Source organism: Pseudomonas boreofloridensis (genome assembly GCF_030580795.1).
In the GTDB taxonomy this organism is placed as follows: domain Bacteria; phylum Pseudomonadota; class Gammaproteobacteria; order Pseudomonadales; family Pseudomonadaceae; genus Aquipseudomonas; species Aquipseudomonas boreofloridensis.
The window spans coordinates 57425-74528 of record NZ_JAUQOQ010000006.1; the positions used below are offsets into that span (position 1 = coordinate 57425).

Here is a 17104-nt window from a genome sequence, read left to right on the forward strand (position 1 = left end):
TGCAAGTTTTCGCTGGGAAAAAGGGCTATTGACGACACCTTGAAGATATGACCTTCTATTAAAGGAATGGCGTTCCAAAATAACAACAAACTGGAGTTTGCTATGCACGACACCTCCTGGCGTCCGCGCGCCTTTCCCCGACTTACCTTCAAAGCGCTATCTCTGGCAGTGGGGCTGACTGCGATCAGCGCAGCCGCTCACGCCGAGCAGGCACGCGTAACCCTGGCCATCCAGTACGGCTACGCCTACCTGCCGGTGACGGTTGCCGACAAGCTCGGGCTGTTCCAGCAGCAGGCCAAGGCCCATGGTCAAGCGGGTACCACGTTCGAGATCAAACGCATCAGCGGTGCACCTGCCATCAACGACGCGTTGATCAGCGGTAACGTCGACATTGGTGGCTACGGTCTCTCGGGTACCCTGATCGCCTGGGAGAAAACCCGCCGTTCGCTAGACATCAGGGCACTCTGTGCGTTGGTCGCAGGCGATAACGGCTTCTTCGTCAATGATCCTGCGATCAAGTCGCTGGCCGACTTCAAGGACGACGACAAAATTGCGGTGAGCTCTCCCAGCGGCCAGCAGGCGCTCTTGCTGCAGATGGCTGCCGAGCGTCAGTTTGGTGCCGACCAGATCCACAAGTTCGACAAGCTGATGGTCAGCCTGCCACACCCGGACGCCACTGCCAGCCTGGTGAACAAGGCGGGTATCAAGGGCTATATCGGCCCCAATCCCTATAGCTACCAACTGACTCGGGATACTCGAGTCAGCAAACTGTTCGATTTCTCCTCGGCCTTGAACCTGCACATGACCAGCGGCGTGCTGACCAGCACCGGCCGCTTCGTCGACAACAATCCGCAGTTGAGCGCTGCTGTAGTCGCGGCCATCGACGAAGCCAACGCCTACATCCGCCAGGAGCCGCGCAAGGCCGCGGAACTGTTCCTGGCCAGCGAACCGTCCAGTCTGTCGCTGGACCAGGTCGAGGACATGCTGCGCCAGGTCAGCGGCGAGTGGTCCGTGCAGCCGAGTGGGGTAATGGCCTTGGCTGACTTCATGGTGCGCTCAGGGGCGTTGAAGAAAGCGCCCGCCGATTGGCGAGCGGTGTTCTTCGCGCCGGTGGCCAACGGGGAGGGCAGTTGATGAGCAGCCTAACCGCGATTACCTTGTCCGATCAGGTCGACTCACGCGCGCTGCTCAGCGTCGACAATGTCACGTTGCAATACAAGACCCGCGATCAACTCATCACCGCCACGCACCAGGTGTCGTTCGAGGTCAAGCGCAACGATCGTTTCGTCTTGCTGGGGCCGTCTGGCTGCGGCAAGTCGAGCCTGCTCAAGGGCGTGGCCGGCTTCATCGAGCCTGTCGCCGGGCAGATCTGCCTCGACGGCCAGGTGGTGCGCGAGCCTGGACCCGACCGGATGATGGTGTTTCAGGAGTTTGATCAGTTGATGCCGTGGAAAACGGTGATGGGCAACATCATGTTTCCGCTGCAGGTCACCGGACGCTTTCCGCGTCATGAGGTGGCCGACCGCGCCGCGCGCGTTGCGGCCAAGGTCGGCCTGGAAAAATTTCGCGACGCCTATCCTCACCAGCTTTCCGGCGGGATGAAGCAGCGGGTGGCAATTGCCCGAGCGCTGGCCATGGAACCGGCCATGTTGCTGATGGATGAGCCGTTCGCGGCGCTGGATGCCCTGACCCGACGGCGGATGCAGGAAGAATTGCTGGAATTGTGGGAACAGTCGCCTTTCACTTTGATGTTCGTGACGCACTCCATCGACGAGGCGATCGTGCTCGGCACGCGCATCCTGGTGCTCACGCCTCATCCCGGCCAGGTACGCGCCGAACTCGACGCCAGCGCCTTCGGTTTCGCCGAGCAGGGCAGCGACGCCTTCGCCCAGTTGCACCAACGCATCAGCCACATGCTGTTCGGTCATAGTGAGACAGCCCATGAATAAGCCCGTCATCCAACCCCGCGCCGACATCGAATACGCGCCCGTGGCCCCGGGACAGGTGGGAGACATCGCGCGCAGACTCGGTGTGTTCGAGCGCCTGTTCGCCCACGCCGGAATCCGCCGAACCTTGGTGCTGATAGCCATGGCGGTGTGCTGGGAACTCTATGCACGCTACCTGGACAACCCACTGATGTTCCCCACGTTCAGTGAAACCCTCGTGGCGATGACCCAGGATCTGTTCAGCGGCGTCTTGCCGCAGGCAGTGGTCAGTTCGCTCAAGGTGTTGCTGATGAGTTATGCCCTGGCCATCGGTCTGGCGGCGATCCTTACCTCATTGGCGGTTTCCACGCGACTGGGTACCGATGTGCTGGCCACCCTGACCGCCATGTTCAACCCGCTGCCAGCCATCGCTATTCTGCCGTTGGCCATGCTCTGGTTCGGCCTGGGTGTGCAGAGCCTGATGCTGGTCATCGTGCACTCGGTGTTGTGGGCGGTTTCGCTCAACACCTACTCGGGCTTCCAGTCGGTCAGCCAGACTCAACGCATGGCTGGGCGCAACTACGGCTTGCGCGGCCTGCGCCTGGTCGTGCGGATCCTGATTCCAGCAGCGGTGCCTTCGATACTGGCGGGTCTGAAGATCGGCTGGGCGTTCGCCTGGCGCACCCTGATCGCGGCCGAACTGGTGTTCGGCGTCTCGGGCAACTCGGGCGGCCTGGGCTGGTACGTGTTCCAGCACCGCAATGCGCTGGAGACGCCGAATGTGTTCGCTGGTCTGCTCATGGTCATCATCATCGGCCTGGTGGTCGAGGGGCTGGTGTTCCGCAGCATCGAGTTGCTCACGGTGCGCCGCTGGGGCATGCAGGGATGACGGCGTCCGGTGCCGGCATGAAATCGCCCCACCTGCCGATTCGTCCGGACTGGCTCGCGCAGCTCAGCGAGGCGCCTCTGGATCCTGGGCGGGCCATCATCGATGCCCATCACCACCTGTGGGAGCGACCTGGCCAGCGTTACCTGACCCAGGACTATCTGGCCGATATGGCCTCTGGCCATCGGTTGGTGGGGTCGATTTACGTGCAATGCCGTTCGATGCTGGCGATCGACCGTCCAGAGGCGTTCCAGGCGGTGGGTGAGGTGGAGTACGCCAACGGCGTAGCGGCCTACAGCGCCAGTGGCTTGCTGGGGGAGGTGCGGCTGTGCGCCGCTATCGTGGGCGGAGCGGACCTCTCGCTTGGCGACGCGGTGGCGCCGGTGCTGGAGCAGATGCTGGAGCGGGCCGGTCCGCGCCTGCGCGGGGTGCGCAACACCACCGCCTGGCATGCCGATCCTCGTTTGATTTCCAATCCCAAGCCACCGCCACCTGGGGTGTTGCTCGATCCAGCCTTCCATCGTGGAGTGGCGCACCTGCAGCGGCATGGCTTGGTCCTCGATATCTGGGCCTATCACACCCAACTCGACGAGGTGCTCACGGTGGCGCGGGCGTTTCCGGAGCTGACCATCGTCGTCGATCATCTGGGAGGCCCCCTGGGTATCGGGCCCTACGCGGGTCACCGAGAGGCGGTATTCGCTGAGTGGTCAGTGGCGCTGAGACGGTTGGCATGCTGTTCGAACGTCAGAATGAAACTGGGTGGGCTGGGCATGAAGGTGGCAGGCTTCGATCATCATCTGGCGCCGAAACCGCCGGACTCGACACAATTGGCGACTGCCTGGCGGCCCTACCTTTTGCAGGCGATCGACAGCTTCGGCGTGGAGCGTTGCCTGTTCGAGAGTAATTTTCCGGTCGACAAGGGCATGTTCAGCTATGGCGTGATGTGGAACGCCTTCAAGCGTGTCGTCATGGACTTCAGCGAGGCCGACAAGGATCGCTTGTTCAGTGGTACAGCGCGCCAGGTTTACAGCATCGGCACCTGACCCTAGGCTGCGGCGGGTCTGCCAAAGCCTTGGGCATGGGTTCGGTGCTGCTTGCGTTGTTCGGTTATCGGGTCGGGAGTCACCGGCGCTCCCTGTTGATCCAGCCAGCCGCCGCCCTATGAAAGAGTCGGACGGTGAGGTACCCCAGGTGCAAAATTGGCGTGCGCCCGAGCATTGTCGGATAATCCCCTCCCTGGCCCATAGGGGGACTGAATCATTCGACAGACGAGGTTGTTCAAATGGTAAAAGCGCGGCCACGTCCCGCAGTCAATGGTGTGGCATCGGCCGACCGTGTGCTGACCGTGCTCACGGCGTTCCAGATCGGTGATACCGCCCTGAGCTTGGTGCAGTTGGTGGAGCGCACCGGGTTGATCAAGAGCACCATCATGCGTTTGATGGTCTCGTTGGAAACCCACGGCTTCATCACGCGCATGGCCGATGGCCGCTACCAACTGGCCAGCGAGGTCATGCGTTTGAATACGGTGTATCAAGAGGCACTGGATCTGGAGCGGCATGTCATGCCGCGCCTGCATCACTTGGCCGAGCAGTCCGGCGAGACGGCGTCGTTCTACGTCAGGCACGGCGCCTACCGGATGTGCCAGTACCGAGTGAACTCGTCGCACCGGCTGCGCTTGAACCTTCAGCCCGGGGACATGCGTCCCATGGATGAGGCGGCCGGTGCGCAGGCGTTGCGGGCACCGTATGACATCGGTATCGCTCTGCAGAAGCCGTTCTTTTCCCGGGGCGCCACCGATCCGCACGCGGCTTCAATAGCCTTGCCGATCTATGGGGCGCAGGGGGAGTTGATGGGGGCGTTGGTCATCTCGGGACCTGCCAGTCGGCTGACCGAGGATTATGCTGAAAGCCTCAAGCAGATATTCTTCGAGACGGCGCGGGATTTGATGCGCAGCCTGGGGTACAAAGCGCAGGTCCCTGACATTTAAAGCGCAGCCGCCGTAGGCGGCGTGCTGCGCTGCTCAAAGGCCTTTACCAGCGGAAATTCACCGAAGTGATCACTTCGCGTTCGTCACCGTAGCGGCAGATGGCGTACTCGCAATACGTATAGGTTTTGTTGGTGACATTGTTGGCGTTGATGGCCACGTCCCAGTTCTTGTTCAACTGGTAGCTGGCGCGCAGGTCGAACAAGGTGTAGGCGGGCATCTGCGAGTCGATGCCCGAGGCCTGGGTGGTGCCTTTATAACGGGCTCCGGCGCCGACTTTCAGTTGCGGCACGCCGAACAGGCCGAAGTTGTAGTCGGCCCACAGGGCCGCCTGGTGGTAGGGCGTGTCTTCGCTGCGCTGGCCTTTCTCGCTGGGGTTGGCGCTCTTGGTGATGCGCGCATCGGTGTAGGCGTACGACGCCAGCAGGGTCAGCTGGGGTGTGACGTCCGCCTTGGCTTCCAGTTCCAGGCCACGCGAGCGCTGCTCGCCGATCTGCTGCGCATTGCCGTTGAAATCGGTCTTCACCACGTTTTCCTGGGTCAACTCGTACACCGCCGCGCTGAGCAGCATGTTGCTGTCATGGGGCTGGTAGCGGATGCCCATTTCATACTGCTTGCCTTTGGTCGGGTCGAAGGTCTGCCCGGTGAATTCGGCCACGCCCACCGGGAAGAACGACTCGCTGTAGCTGACGTACGGCGCAAGACCGTTGTCGGCCTGGTAGACAAGCCCTGCGCGCCAGGTGGTAGCCTGGTCGTCTTGCTTGAGCTTCTGACCGTTGCGGAAGGCGCGTTGATCCTGGTCGGCCCAGTCGCGACGACCGCCGAGCAACAGCAACCAGCGCTCGTCGAAACGGATCTGGTCCTGGAAATAAAGGCCGGTTTGCAGGGTGTCGAGTTGCGAGCCGCGGTCCTGGCTTGGGTTCTTGTTGACCACAACGGGCTGACCATAGTTGTAGCGGCTCAGGTCGAGGCTGGGCGCATTGCCGCGGAAGTTGTGCGAGTCGTAAGACGCATCGTAGGTATCCAGGCCCACCAGGAAGGTGTGCTCCATACCGGCGATGTTCCAGCGGCTTTCCACGTTGGTGTCGCTGGCCAGTGCGCGTGAACGCTCACGACGATCACTGTACTGGCGACGCAACACCCCGGTGCTGGCCGAGGCAGCCACCGAGGCGGGGGTGGCCTGCAGGTACTTCCACTTCACATCCGATTCGTAGTACCGCAGCTTGTTGCTGATGCGCGTGTGCTCATCGAACCGATGCTCGAATTCGTAACCAATGGCGGACATCTCGCCATTCATGTCGTCGTAGGACGGCTCACCGATGAAGTCGTGACGGCCGATGGTGAACGGGCCGTTACCCACATGCTTGACCATCTGGTAGGGCAGGGGCGCGGAGAAGCGCGTGTCGCTCTTCTGGTAGAACGACAGCAGGGTCAGCGAGGTGTCTTCATTGGGGCGCCAGGTCAGCGCCGGGGCGATGTAGAGCTTGTCGTCGTTGATATGGTCCTGGGAGGTGTTGCTGTCGCGCTGCAACAGGGTCAGGCGATAGCTCAGAGTGTCGCTGTCACCCAGCGGGCCGCTGAAGTCGCCGGTCAACTGCTTGCGGTCGTGGTTGCCATATTGCAGGCCCAGCTCGTGCAACGGCGTCTCGGTCGGGCGCTTGCTGATGCCGTTGACGAAGCCGCCGGGCGACAACTGGCCGTACAGGACCGAGGCCGCGCCGCGCACCACTTCGACGCGCTCCAGGCCGAACGGCTCCTGCACGCCCTCGTAGGAGTTGTTCTGCAGGCGCATGCCGTCGCGCATCGAACCGCCGGTCGCGGACTCCACATCGAAGCCGCGCATACGGAAGCGGTCGGCGGTGCGGTTGAAGCTGCTCGGCTGGCTGGTGAACCCTGGCGTGTAGCTCAGTGCGTCTGCCAAGGTGTCGGCCTTGCGCTCATTCATGTCATCGGCGGTCACCACCGACACCGACTGCGGCGTTTCGGTAATGGCTGCATTGGATTTGGTGGCACTGGCGTTGCGCAGGGCGACTTTGCCGGGCAGCGTGCCGGTGGGGTTTTCCAGGGCCTGGGCGCTGACGGTGGTGTCGCCCAGCTCGATGACGGCGGCGCCGGGCGCGGCGCTCTGTTCGGCCCCGTGAGCCTGCGCCGAGAGCATCCCTCCCAGGGCCAGGGCGATCGTCGTCAACTTGAATGCAGGAAGGTTCTTGCGAGTGCGGGCTGTTGTTATGCGCAGCATCTAAATGTCCTTGAATTGACGCAGTTGAATGCCAATGTGCCCTTGATCCACGACGACTCTGGCCGAACCCGGGCCGGAACGACGGCCGATACTTTAACGCCAAATGATAAATGTTCACATTACTATTCTGTTGCCGTGTGGCGGCTGCGGCGCTTTTCGTCTTATCCTGTGGCCTTTTATCCGCCCGGACACGACACGATGAGCTCCGGGTTTCGCACGCAAAACAGGCGCCGCGCGCGCCGCAGGGCTAGGAGAAACAGATGCTCGAGGCCAGCGGAGTCAAGCTGAGCTACGGTGAGCAACAGGTGTTGAAGGGCGTGACGCTTGAGGTTCCGCAAGGGGCCTTCACCGCGTTGATCGGCGCCAACGGCTGCGGCAAGACCACTTTGTTGAACGTGCTGGCGCGGATGTTGCGCCCCGAGGCCGGCGAGGTGCGGTTGGCCGGCCAACCCGTGACGCACTTTTCCCGTCGCGAGCTGGCCCAGCGCATGGCGCTGCTGCCCCAGCGCACCACCTCGCCGGCAGGCATGAGCGTGCGCGAACTGGTGATGCAGGGGCGTTTTCCCTGGCAGAGCTGGTGGCAACAGTGGTCGCCCGCCGATCAGCAGGCCTGCGATCAGGCCATCGCCCTGGCCGGCATCGAACCCTTGCTCGACCGCTCCCTGGCCACGCTCTCGGGCGGGCAGTTGCAGCGCTGCTGGATCGCCATGACGCTGGCGCAGGACACGCCGGTGATCCTACTGGACGAACCCACCACCTTCCTCGACATCGCCCACCAAGTGACCCTGCTCGAACTGCTGGTCAGCCTGCGCGAGCAGGGCAAGACCATCGTCGCTGTGCTGCATGACCTCAACCAGGCCGCGCGCTACGCCGACCATCTGGTCATGCTGCGTGACGGTCAGTTGCAAGCCGAAGGCCCGCCGCGCGAGGTGTTCACCGCCGCCAATCTCAAAGCGGTGTTCGACCTCGACGCCCACATCATCACCGACCCCCACACGGGCGTGCCGCTGTGCGTGCCAGCCGCCAAGTCCGCGCTGCGTGCCAGTGCGCTGCGGGTGGCGCAGTGAAGCCGTCCACTTCACTGCGCCTGCCGCTGTGGTTCGCCGTGCTGGCGGTATTGCTGGTCACGGCGCTGGCGCACCTGGCCTTCGGCGCCAAGTCGATTCCCTGGAGCGAGGCCTGGCAGGCGCTGGTGGCCTACGTGCCCTCGGACCCGGACCAGAGCATCGTGCGCGGCTCGCGCTTGCCGCGCTTGCTGGTGGCGATCATGGTCGGCGCCAGCCTCGGCCTGGCCGGTACCCTGATGCAGGCGATCGGCGACAACCCACTGGCCGACCCCGGCATCCTCGGCATCAACAGTGGCGCGGCGCTGTTCGTGGTGTTCGGCCTGCTGGTGCTGCCCGGCAACGACCTGTCGATGATCCCGCTGTTCGCCTTCACCGGCGCCCTGGTCGCGGCGGTCGGCGTCCTGGCGCTGGCTGGCCGAGGGCATAACCCGGTACGCCTGACCCTGTCCGGGGCGATGACCGCGGCGCTGTTCAGTGCCATTACCGCGATCCTGTTGCTGCTCGATCAGCAAGGCATGGACAGCCTGCGGCGCTGGCTCACCGGCTCCATCGGCCTGACCGACAGCTCGGTGCAGCGCTGGGTCTGGCCGTGGATGGCCCTGGGCCTGCTGCTGTGCCTGATCAACCTGCGCGCCTTGAATATCCACCGGCTGGGTGCCCAGGCGGCGGCCGGCATGGGCGTGAATCTGTTGAAGATGCGTCTGCTGGGTCTGCTGGCGGTGGTGCTGCTTTCCGGCTGCGCCGTCGCCCTGGCCGGGCCCATCGGTTTCGTCGGGCTGGTGGTGCCGCATGCGGCGCGCTTGCTGTTCGGCAACGACTACCGGCGGCTGCTGCTGGCAGCGCCATTGCTGGGCGCGCAACTGGTCATGCTGGCCGACCTCGCCGCTCGCACCCTGGTGCGGCCGTTCGAGCTGAACACCGGCATCGTCACCGCGCTGATCGGCGGGCCGATCTTCGTCGTGCTGGTCTTGAGAAAGGTACGTTGATGAAAAGCGTTCTGCTGTTGCCTCGACGCTGGCATCCGCTGCCGGTGTTCGGTCGCCCCATCGATCTGATCTGGACGCTGCTATTGATACTGGCCACGGTGGCGCTTGGACTCTACGCGCTCACCGTGGGCAGCTACCCCATGGGCCTGAGCACGGTCTGGCAGGCGTTGACCCAACCTGAGCGGGCTGACCCGACGGTGCTCAACCTGGTCAGGGAGTTGCGTCTGCCGCGCGTGCTGCTGGCGGTCCTGGCCGGCGCCGCCATGGCCCTGGCCGGCCTGTTGATGCAGTCACTGACGCGCAATCCGCTGGCCGCGCCTGGTCTAGTGGGGGTGGAGTCGGGCGCCAGCGTCACCATGTTGCTGATCATGGTGCTCTGGCCGCAGTGGCTGCCCCCTGCGCTCTATCCGTTGGCCGCACTGGGCGGTGGCTTGGCGGTGGCGGCACTGGTTGCGGTGCTGTCCTGGCGCCAGGGCATCTCGCCATTGCGCCTGATCCTGATCGGGGTAGGGCTCACCGCCATTCTCAGCGCCGTCGCCGACCTGATCATCACCTACGGCGATATCGATCATGTCGAGTCGGCCTTGATGTGGCTGGGTGGCAGCCTGCACCGCAGCGGCTGGCCCCAGGTGTACAGCCTCGGCCTCTGGCTGCTGCTGGCGGGCCTGCCGCTGCTGCTGTGCCATCGGCTGCTGAACCTGCTGCAACTGGGCGAGAGCGTGGCCTTGAGTCGCGGCCTGAACGTGACCCGAACCATGGGCTCGCTGCTGTTGAGCAGTGTGATGCTGACCGCGGCAGCGGTGGCCAACGTCGGTACCATGACCTTCGTCGGCCTGGTGGCGCCGCATCTGGCCCGCCAGCTCGCCGGCGATCGACACGGCGCGTTGCTGCCGCTGTCGGCCCTGTTCGGTGCGTTGCTGGTGCTGGCAGGCGATACCCTCGGGCGAGGCCTGCTGCCGCCATTGCAGATCCCGGCGGGGCTGGTGGTGGCCTTGCTCGGTGCGCCGTACCTGATGTTGCTGCTGGCGCGCCAACGCAGTCGTTGATGCCCTGAATATTCATTCAAGAGAGAGCCGAGAACCGATGATGTTGCGCCAATTGACCGGTCTGCTGTGCCTGCTGCTGACCTGCCTCATACCGCCCGCCACCGCAGCCGAGACCCGCACCTTCGAGAATCAGTTCGGCCGCGTGCAAGTGCCCGTGGCGCCGCGCTGCGTGGTGTCGCTGCATGATTTCAGCCTGACAGCGCAGTTGCTCGAACTGGGTGTCACGCCCTGCGGCTCCACGGGGCGCAAGAAGCTGTTCTCCGATGTCACCCTGCGTGGCGTGCAGGAGCGTTTCGATGTCAGTGCCATCCGCTATGTCGGCTCGCATCAGGCACCGGATATCGAAGCCATCGCCGCGCTCAAGCCCGACCTGATCGTCGGGCTGTCCTACCAGGCCGACCTCAAGGAAAAGCTCGCGGGCATTGCGCCAGTGGTGCTGCTGCCGGTACGCGAGGGCGATATCAAGACCTACGCCAGTCAGCTCGCCGACCTGGTCGGCAAGCAGTCGCGCTATCAGGAATTGCTCAAGGAATACCAATGGGTGGTGAGTGAGTTCAAAAAGCGCGTCAAGCAGCCCGAGCGCATTACCGTGACCACCCTGGAGGTATACCCGGACGGCTTTCAATTGATCGGTCGTGGCGGCATGGACGATGTGATCGCCGATTTCGGCCTGGGCCGCGTGGCGGCCTACCGCGAGGCGCGTCGCAATGTGCCCTACAGCCTTGAGCGCATCGGCGATTTCAACAGCGACTTCATCATCGACACCTACGAAGAGATGCTCGGATCCGAGGCCAGCACCGCTGCGTTCCGCCGCTCGGCGCAATGGCAGAACCTGTTCGCGGTGAAGAATCGACAGTTTCTTTACTTCAACCGCAGCCGTTTCCCAGACACGATGCAAGGTCTGATCGGCTCGGCGTATCTGCTGATGTCACACATCGCCGAACGTGATTATTTGCTGCAAGATGCGCCGTGATGCCTTCATTTTGCTATCGCCAATGCAAATGATTCGGAATTGAATTCGTAACATCTTTGTATTAGGTTGTCGGCCAGGTAAAAAATCGCACAGTAATTTCAGGCGAGGACTGGTCCATGGAGAGCATGTTGGTACGGGTGCAGGAGCGGGCAGTCGATCTCGAGGGCCAGAGGGCCCTCCCGCTGGTGATCACGCCCCGACAGCCCGGCGCCGGTTGGCGCGGTGAACTGCCGGAGCTCGTACACCGCATCGAGCAGCAGTTGCCACAGGTCGGTGGCGTGCTGCTCAGGGGCTTCGACTTTTCCGACGAGACGGATTTCGAAGCCTTCGCCCGCAGCTTCGGCCACGAACTGCTGACCTACGACTACGCATCCACGCCCCGCACCCGGCTCAACAGCCGCGTCTACACCTCCACCGAATACCCCGCGCACCAAGTCATTCCCCTGCACAACGAACAGTCCTACTCGCTGGGCTGGCCGATGAAGATCTGGTTCCACTGCATCACCGCCTCGCCGGTCGGCGGCGAAACGCCGATTGCCGACAGCCGCGAGGTGTTCCAGCGACTCGACCCCGCCATTCGCCAGCGCTTCGCCGACAAGCGCCTGATGTACGTGCGCAATTACGGCAACGGCCTGGACCTGACTTGGCAACAGGCCTTCAGCACCGACGACCGTGATCAGGTGGAGCGTTACTGCCGCGCCAGCCAGATCGATTTCCAGTGGGACGAGGAGGGCGAACTGTCCACCCGCCAGGTGTGCCAGGCGGTCGCTCAACACCCGGTCAGTGGCGAGTGGGTCTGGTTCAACCAGGCCCACCTGTTCCATCTCTCCAACCTGGCGCCTGCGGTACGCGAAACCCTGGTGTCGATCGTCGGCGAGCAGGGGGTGCCACGCAATGTCTTCTACGGCGACGGCTCGCCCATCGAAGAGCAGGCGCTGGCGCACATCCGCGAGGTTCTCGAGCAGTGCCAGGTCACCTTCGCGTGGCAGGCCGGCGACGTGCTGATGCTCGACAACATGCTCGTGGCCCATGGCCGTTCGACCTTCCAGGGTCCACGCAAGGTCGTGGTCGCCATGGCAGAGCCGTTCGCCGGCCAGTGATCCATTCGCCGGGCCGAGCGATCGGCCCTGACCGCATTCATACATGAAGGATCTCCAATGCTCGATCGTCTGATGCAGGGTTGCTGGCTGCGCGGCATTCGTCTGTCCGCCCGCGCAGGTGAAGTGGTTGTCGACCATGCGCCACCTGGCGCGCTGGACGAGTCGACCGCCCAGGCGCTACGCAGCCACGGCGCCGACGTGGTGCGCTGGCTCGACGCCCACCCGGCGTATTTCCGCGACCGTGCGCTGACCGATAACGAACAGGCGCTGTGGTTCCTGCACCGCCTGGAGCCGCAAAGCTGCGCCTACAACATCGCCTATGCCGCACGGCTCAAGCCGTCGCTGCTCGATGAAGATTTGATGCCGCGTCTGCAACGCGCCTGGCATGATGTCCAGCACCGCCATCCGCTGCTGTGCAGCCCGTTCGCCGAGCGCGACGGCGTACCTGTGCAGCGCGACGCGCCGACCCAGTGGCTTGGGTTGCGCCAGGTCGAGTTGCAGGCGGCCGACCCGAAGGCCCTGCACCAACGTCTCACGGACTTGGCCGACGAACCGTTCGATCTGGCCCGTGGCGACGTCAGCCGCCTGACGCTGGTCTGTAACCGGCACGCCGAAGGCTGCGACTACATCCTGCTGTTGGGCATCCACCACATCGCCGCCGATGGTGCGACCATCTACCAGATCATCGTCGACGAGCTGATCTCGCACCTCGCCGGCCAGCCCCTGGCGCCGGTCGATGCGCAGGCCTACCGCGACTTCGGCAGCGCCCTGTATCGGCGCAGCGAGGCCGAGCAGGCGAGCGAGCTGGCCTGGTGGCAGGCGCGCTTGCAGGACGCCCCGGCGCTGGTGCTGCCGACTGACTTCGTTACCAGCGACACGCCCGCCCACGTAGGCGGCGATACCTCGGCCAGGTTCGACGAGACCGATACTGCACGCATTCGCGCCCTGGCCCGTTCCATTGGCGTGACGCCCTACGTGCTGTTGCTTTCGCTATTCCAGCAATACCTCGGCGTGCTGTCGGGGCAGACCGATTTCGTGCTGGGCACGCCTGCCGGATGGCGACTGCGTCGCGAGCACCTGCGCATGCCAGGCTACCTGGTCAATCCGCTGGCCTTGCGCTGCACCCTGCAACCGACGCTATCGAGCATCGACTGGGCGCGCTGCGTGGAGCGCGAGGTGAAAGAGACCTTGCAGCACCGGCATTACCCATTCGCCCGCCTGATGCAGCAATTGGAGCTGCCGCGCGAGCACGGCCGCGCCCTGTTCCAGCACATGTTCACGCTGAACAAGGACCGCTCCATGCCCTACGAGGTGCATGTCGAACGCCTGTTCGCCGAGCAGCGCGGCGCTGCCCATGCGCTGAACCTGGTGATCAACGACGAAGACCGGCATTTCCATTGCCGCTGGCGTTTCAGCAAGGCGCTGTATCGGCAGGACACTGTCGACCGCTTGCGTGACCAGTTCATCGGCTTGGTGCAGGCAGTGCTGGAGCGCCCGGATGTGCCGTTCGCCGACCTGGACTGGCTGGCGCCCCACGAGCAGGCGCAATTGCAGGGCGAGACCTGCGCGCCGGTGTTCGACAATGCCTGGCAGGCCTTCGTCGAGCAGACCGTGCAGCGCCCTGCGGCCGTGGCCCTCGAAGACCTGCACGGCTGCCTGGACTATGCCACCCTGGGTCGCCAGGTCGCCGTGCTCGCCGCCCACCTGCAAGGGCAGGGCGCGCCTCTGCCAGGCCAGCGCATCGCCCTGTGCCTGCCCCGCAGCCGCGCGCTGGTGCTGCACATGCTGGCCGCGTGGCAGTGCGGCGCGACCTTCCTGGTGGTCGACCCGGCCTGGCCCGCGTCGCGCCAGCAGGCCATCTGCGAAGACGCGCAGCCGTGTCTGTGGATTGGCCAAGCGGCGCGACCTGAGTGGCTGCCGGCCGCCATCGCCTGTCTGGAGCCCACCTCCTTGAAAGACGCTCCGGCCATCGGCCTGCGCCCGCAGTTGGCGCCCGAGACGCCGGCCTACGTGGTCTACACCTCCGGTTCCAGTGGCCGTCCCAAGGGCGTGATCGTCAGCCACGGCAACCTCATCCACTACGTCAGCGCCTGCCTGGCCCGACTGGACCTGCCTGTCGATGCCAGCTTGGCCAGCCTGGCCAGTTGCGCCACCGACCTGGGACACACGGCGCTGTTCGGTGCGCTGCTCAGCGGCCGACGCCTGCGCTTGCTGGACGAATCACTCGCGTTCGATGCCGAGGGCCTGGCCGATACCCTGCAAGACCAGCCCGTGGACCTGCTGAAGATCGTGCCATCGCACCTCAACGCCTTGCTGGTGGCGTCCCAGCCGCAGCGCGTGTTGCCGCGCCTGTGCCTGATGTGCGGTGGCGATGCGCTCGGCGCCGAGCTGATCGCTCGGGTGCGTGAGTTGCGTCCCGCGCTGCGCATCGTCAACCACTACGGCCCCAGTGAAACCACTATTGGCGTGCTCACCCACGAGGTGGACAGCGTGGGCACGGCCCCGCTGGGACGACCGCTGGCCAATGTGCAGGTCAGCGTGCGCGACCCCGCCGGGCGGTTGCTGCCGATTGGTGTCGCAGGCGAACTGTGCATCCAGGGGCCGACCGTTGCGCTGGGCTATGTCCAGGCCAGCGAGGCCGACCGAGCCCGGTTCACCGCCCACGGTTATCGCACCGGCGACCGCGTGAAGATCAACACTGCCGGGCGGGTGGAATTCTTCGGCCGCCTGGACGAACAGGTGAAGATTCGCGGCTATCGCGTCGAGCCCGGCGAGGTGGCCGAGCAACTGCGAGCCCTGCCCGGTGTGCACGATGCCCAGGTGTTGAACGCGCCCGTTGCCCTGACCGGCAACCGCCTGGTGGCCTTCCTCATTAGCGACAGCGACGACCTCCAGCCGATCCAGGCACGCTTGCAAGCGCTGTTGCCGGACTACATGCAGCCGGCCCAGTGGCATCGCGTCGAGCGCTTCGAGCGCCTGGCCAACGGCAAGGTGGACCGTCAGGCGCTGCTGCGCCGGGTCGATCAGGTGCCGCTCACAGAGGCCCAGCCGCAGGCCGATGCGTCGCCGTCCAACGCGCTGGAAGCCCAGTTGCTGGAGATCTGGCGCACGCTGCTGGGCAAGCCGACGCTGGGCGTGGACGACAACTTCTTCCAGCACGGCGGCGACTCCATCCTGGGCTTGCAGATCATCGCCCTGGCGCGCCAGCAGCAGATCACGTTGACGCCCAAGCAACTGTTCGCCGAGCCCACCGTGCGGCAACTGGCGCGGGTCGCCCGCACCCCGCGCAGCGAAACCGAACAGTGTCTGCTGGCCATTGCCCAGGAAGTTCTCGGCAAGCCGGCGCTGCAACTGGACGACAACTTCTTCGCCGTCGGCGGCGATTCGATCCTCAGCCTGCAGATCATCGCCAAGGCCAAGCAGGCCGGGCTGACGCTCAAGCCCAAGCAGATTTTCGAGTATCCCAGCGTGCGCGGCTGGGCCGAGGTCGCCGTGCGCAAGGATACGCCCGCCGCGAGCGCTGCCGATACCGTCGAACCGAAGACGACGTTCGCCCTCACGCCGATCCAGCGCTGGTTCTTCGAGCAGGAGCAGCAGACGCCGGGTCACTGGGATCAGTCAATCTTGCTGGCCGTGCAGCAGCCCCTGGACACCGAGCGCCTGGCCGCTGCACTGGCGCGTCTGGTGGTGCGTCACGCCAGCCTGCGACTGGTCTTCGAACGCGATGCGACGGGCTGGACCCAGCGCTACCAGCCCGCCACGCCTGACCTGCACGTGCTGCACCTCGAAACGCGCCCGCTGGATGACGACTTGCTCGCTCACTGGCAAGGCGGCTGGTCGCTGGACCAGGCACCGATGATCCGCTGGGTGTACTTCACCCACGACCAGCAACTGCTGTGCAATGCCCATCACCTGCTGATCGATTCGGTGTCATGGCAAGTGCTGATGGAGGAGCTCGAACAGCTCTATCTGCGTCCCGAGCAAGCGTTGCCGCCGGTCTCGGCGGATTTCCACCGCTGGAGCGCAGCTTTGGCTCAGCATGCCGCCGAACCCCGCGTGCAGGCCCAGGCCGCGTACTGGCGCCGCCAGCTCACCGACAGTGTGATCAATGCCGCAGGTGACAATCACTACGGCGACAGCCGCACGCTTGAGGTGCGCCTGTCGGCCGAGCACACCGACCGCTTGCTGGGCGAAGCCAACAGCGCCTATGCCACCCAGACCCAGGACCTGCTGGTCGCGGCACTGGGCAGTGTGATCGCCCGCTGGCTGGGCCGCGGGCAGGTCACCCTGGAGCTGGAGAGCCATGGTCGCAGCGCCTGGGACGACAGCCCCGAACTGTCGCGCTCGGTGGGCTGGCACACCAGCCGCTATCCGCTGGCGATCAAGGCCAGCGACGATCCGGCGAGCGCCATCGTCCAGGCCAAGGAAGCGCTGCGCGAGGTGCCCGAACAAGGCATCGGCTATGGCCTGCTGCGCGCCGACCCGGCCCATGGCCTGGGCGCTGCCGACCTGCTGACCTTCAACTACCTGGGCCGCGCCGATCAGTGGTTCGCCCAGTCGCAGCTTTGGCAACTGGCGCGTCCGCTGTGTCCGGGGATGCGCGCCGCCAGCACCGCGCGCACCCATTGGCTGGATGTCACCGCGCTGGTGGAGCAGGGCCAGTTGCACCTGGAGTGGCGTTACGCCCCCCAGCGCCACAGCACGGCGCAGGTCGGCGAGCTGGCCAGGCAGATGGTGCAGACGCTGGAGGCGCTGCTGGAACACTGCCAAGGCCCCTCGGCAGGCCGCGCGACCGCCTCGGACTTCGCCGACTCAGGCCTGTCCGACGACGAATTCCTCGCCCTGCTCGAGCAGTTGGAGCAGTGACCACCCCTGCGGTGTTTCTTTCAAAGGTTTGG

12 protein-coding genes are annotated in these 17104 nt (G+C 64.7%); 11 read left to right on the forward strand and 1 reads right to left on the reverse strand.

The features are described 5' to 3' along the window. The first annotated feature begins 102 nt into the window (after positions 1 to 102). The 5 genes from Q6A47_RS09325 to Q6A47_RS09345 all read left to right on the forward strand — a co-directional run bounded on the left by Q6A47_RS09325 (position 103) and on the right by Q6A47_RS09345 (position 4798). Complete coding sequence (locus Q6A47_RS09325) at positions 103 to 1134, forward strand: ABC transporter substrate-binding protein (RefSeq protein WP_304484106.1); 1032 nt, start codon at positions 103 to 105, stop codon at positions 1132 to 1134. Further along, positions 1134 to 1949 carry an ABC transporter ATP-binding protein gene (locus tag Q6A47_RS09330; RefSeq protein WP_304484107.1) on the forward strand — a complete coding sequence of 272 codons (816 nt, stop codon included), beginning with the start codon at positions 1134 to 1136 and terminating at the stop codon, positions 1947 to 1949. Before Q6A47_RS09325 ends, Q6A47_RS09330 begins: the two co-directional genes overlap by 1 nt. After that, on the forward strand, positions 1942 to 2814 hold the full coding sequence (locus Q6A47_RS09335) for an ABC transporter permease (RefSeq protein ID WP_304484108.1): 873 nt from the start codon (positions 1942 to 1944) through the stop codon (positions 2812 to 2814). Before Q6A47_RS09330 ends, Q6A47_RS09335 begins: the two co-directional genes overlap by 8 nt. Before the next feature lie 17 nt (positions 2815 to 2831). Further along, a complete protein-coding gene (locus tag Q6A47_RS09340) occupies positions 2832 to 3854 on the forward strand; it encodes an amidohydrolase family protein (protein WP_304484109.1) in 1023 nt (340 codons plus the stop codon). A gap of 239 nt (positions 3855 to 4093) precedes the next feature. Then, entirely contained in the window at positions 4094 to 4798 is a 705-nt protein-coding gene (locus tag Q6A47_RS09345) for an IclR family transcriptional regulator (protein ID WP_304484110.1), read from the forward strand. A 43-nt stretch (positions 4799 to 4841) separates the two neighbouring features. On the opposite strand, the gene Q6A47_RS09350 is transcribed toward Q6A47_RS09345, so the two are convergent. Further along, positions 4842 to 7034, reverse strand: coding sequence for a TonB-dependent siderophore receptor (locus Q6A47_RS09350; protein WP_304484111.1), 2193 nt, complete (start codon positions 7032 to 7034; stop codon positions 4842 to 4844). A 260-nt stretch (positions 7035 to 7294) separates the two neighbouring features. On the opposite strand from Q6A47_RS09350, the gene Q6A47_RS09355 reads away from it, so the two are divergent. From Q6A47_RS09355 to Q6A47_RS09380, 6 genes are all read left to right on the forward strand, one after another. Beyond that, complete coding sequence (locus Q6A47_RS09355; RefSeq protein WP_295481860.1) at positions 7295 to 8101, forward strand: ABC transporter ATP-binding protein; 807 nt, start codon at positions 7295 to 7297, stop codon at positions 8099 to 8101. Next, positions 8098 to 9087, forward strand: coding sequence for a FecCD family ABC transporter permease (locus tag Q6A47_RS09360; RefSeq protein WP_304484112.1), 990 nt, complete (start codon positions 8098 to 8100; stop codon positions 9085 to 9087). Before Q6A47_RS09355 ends, Q6A47_RS09360 begins: the two co-directional genes overlap by 4 nt. Further along, positions 9087 to 10133: a FecCD family ABC transporter permease gene (locus tag Q6A47_RS09365; protein ID WP_304484113.1), complete on the forward strand. Its 1047-nt coding sequence runs from the start codon at positions 9087 to 9089 to the stop codon at positions 10131 to 10133. The genes Q6A47_RS09360 and Q6A47_RS09365 overlap by 1 nt, the downstream gene beginning before the upstream one ends. Positions 10134 to 10173: 40 nt before the next feature. After that, a complete protein-coding gene (locus Q6A47_RS09370) occupies positions 10174 to 11106 on the forward strand; it encodes an ABC transporter substrate-binding protein (RefSeq protein WP_304484114.1) in 933 nt (310 codons plus the stop codon). A 125-nt stretch (positions 11107 to 11231) separates the two neighbouring features. After that, positions 11232 to 12206: a TauD/TfdA family dioxygenase gene (locus Q6A47_RS09375; RefSeq protein WP_369811454.1), complete on the forward strand. Its 975-nt coding sequence runs from the start codon at positions 11232 to 11234 to the stop codon at positions 12204 to 12206. Between the two features lie 57 nt (positions 12207 to 12263). Beyond that, on the forward strand, positions 12264 to 17072 hold the full coding sequence (locus Q6A47_RS09380; protein WP_304484115.1) for a non-ribosomal peptide synthetase: 4809 nt from the start codon (positions 12264 to 12266) through the stop codon (positions 17070 to 17072). Positions 17073 to 17104: the final 32 nt, after the last annotated feature.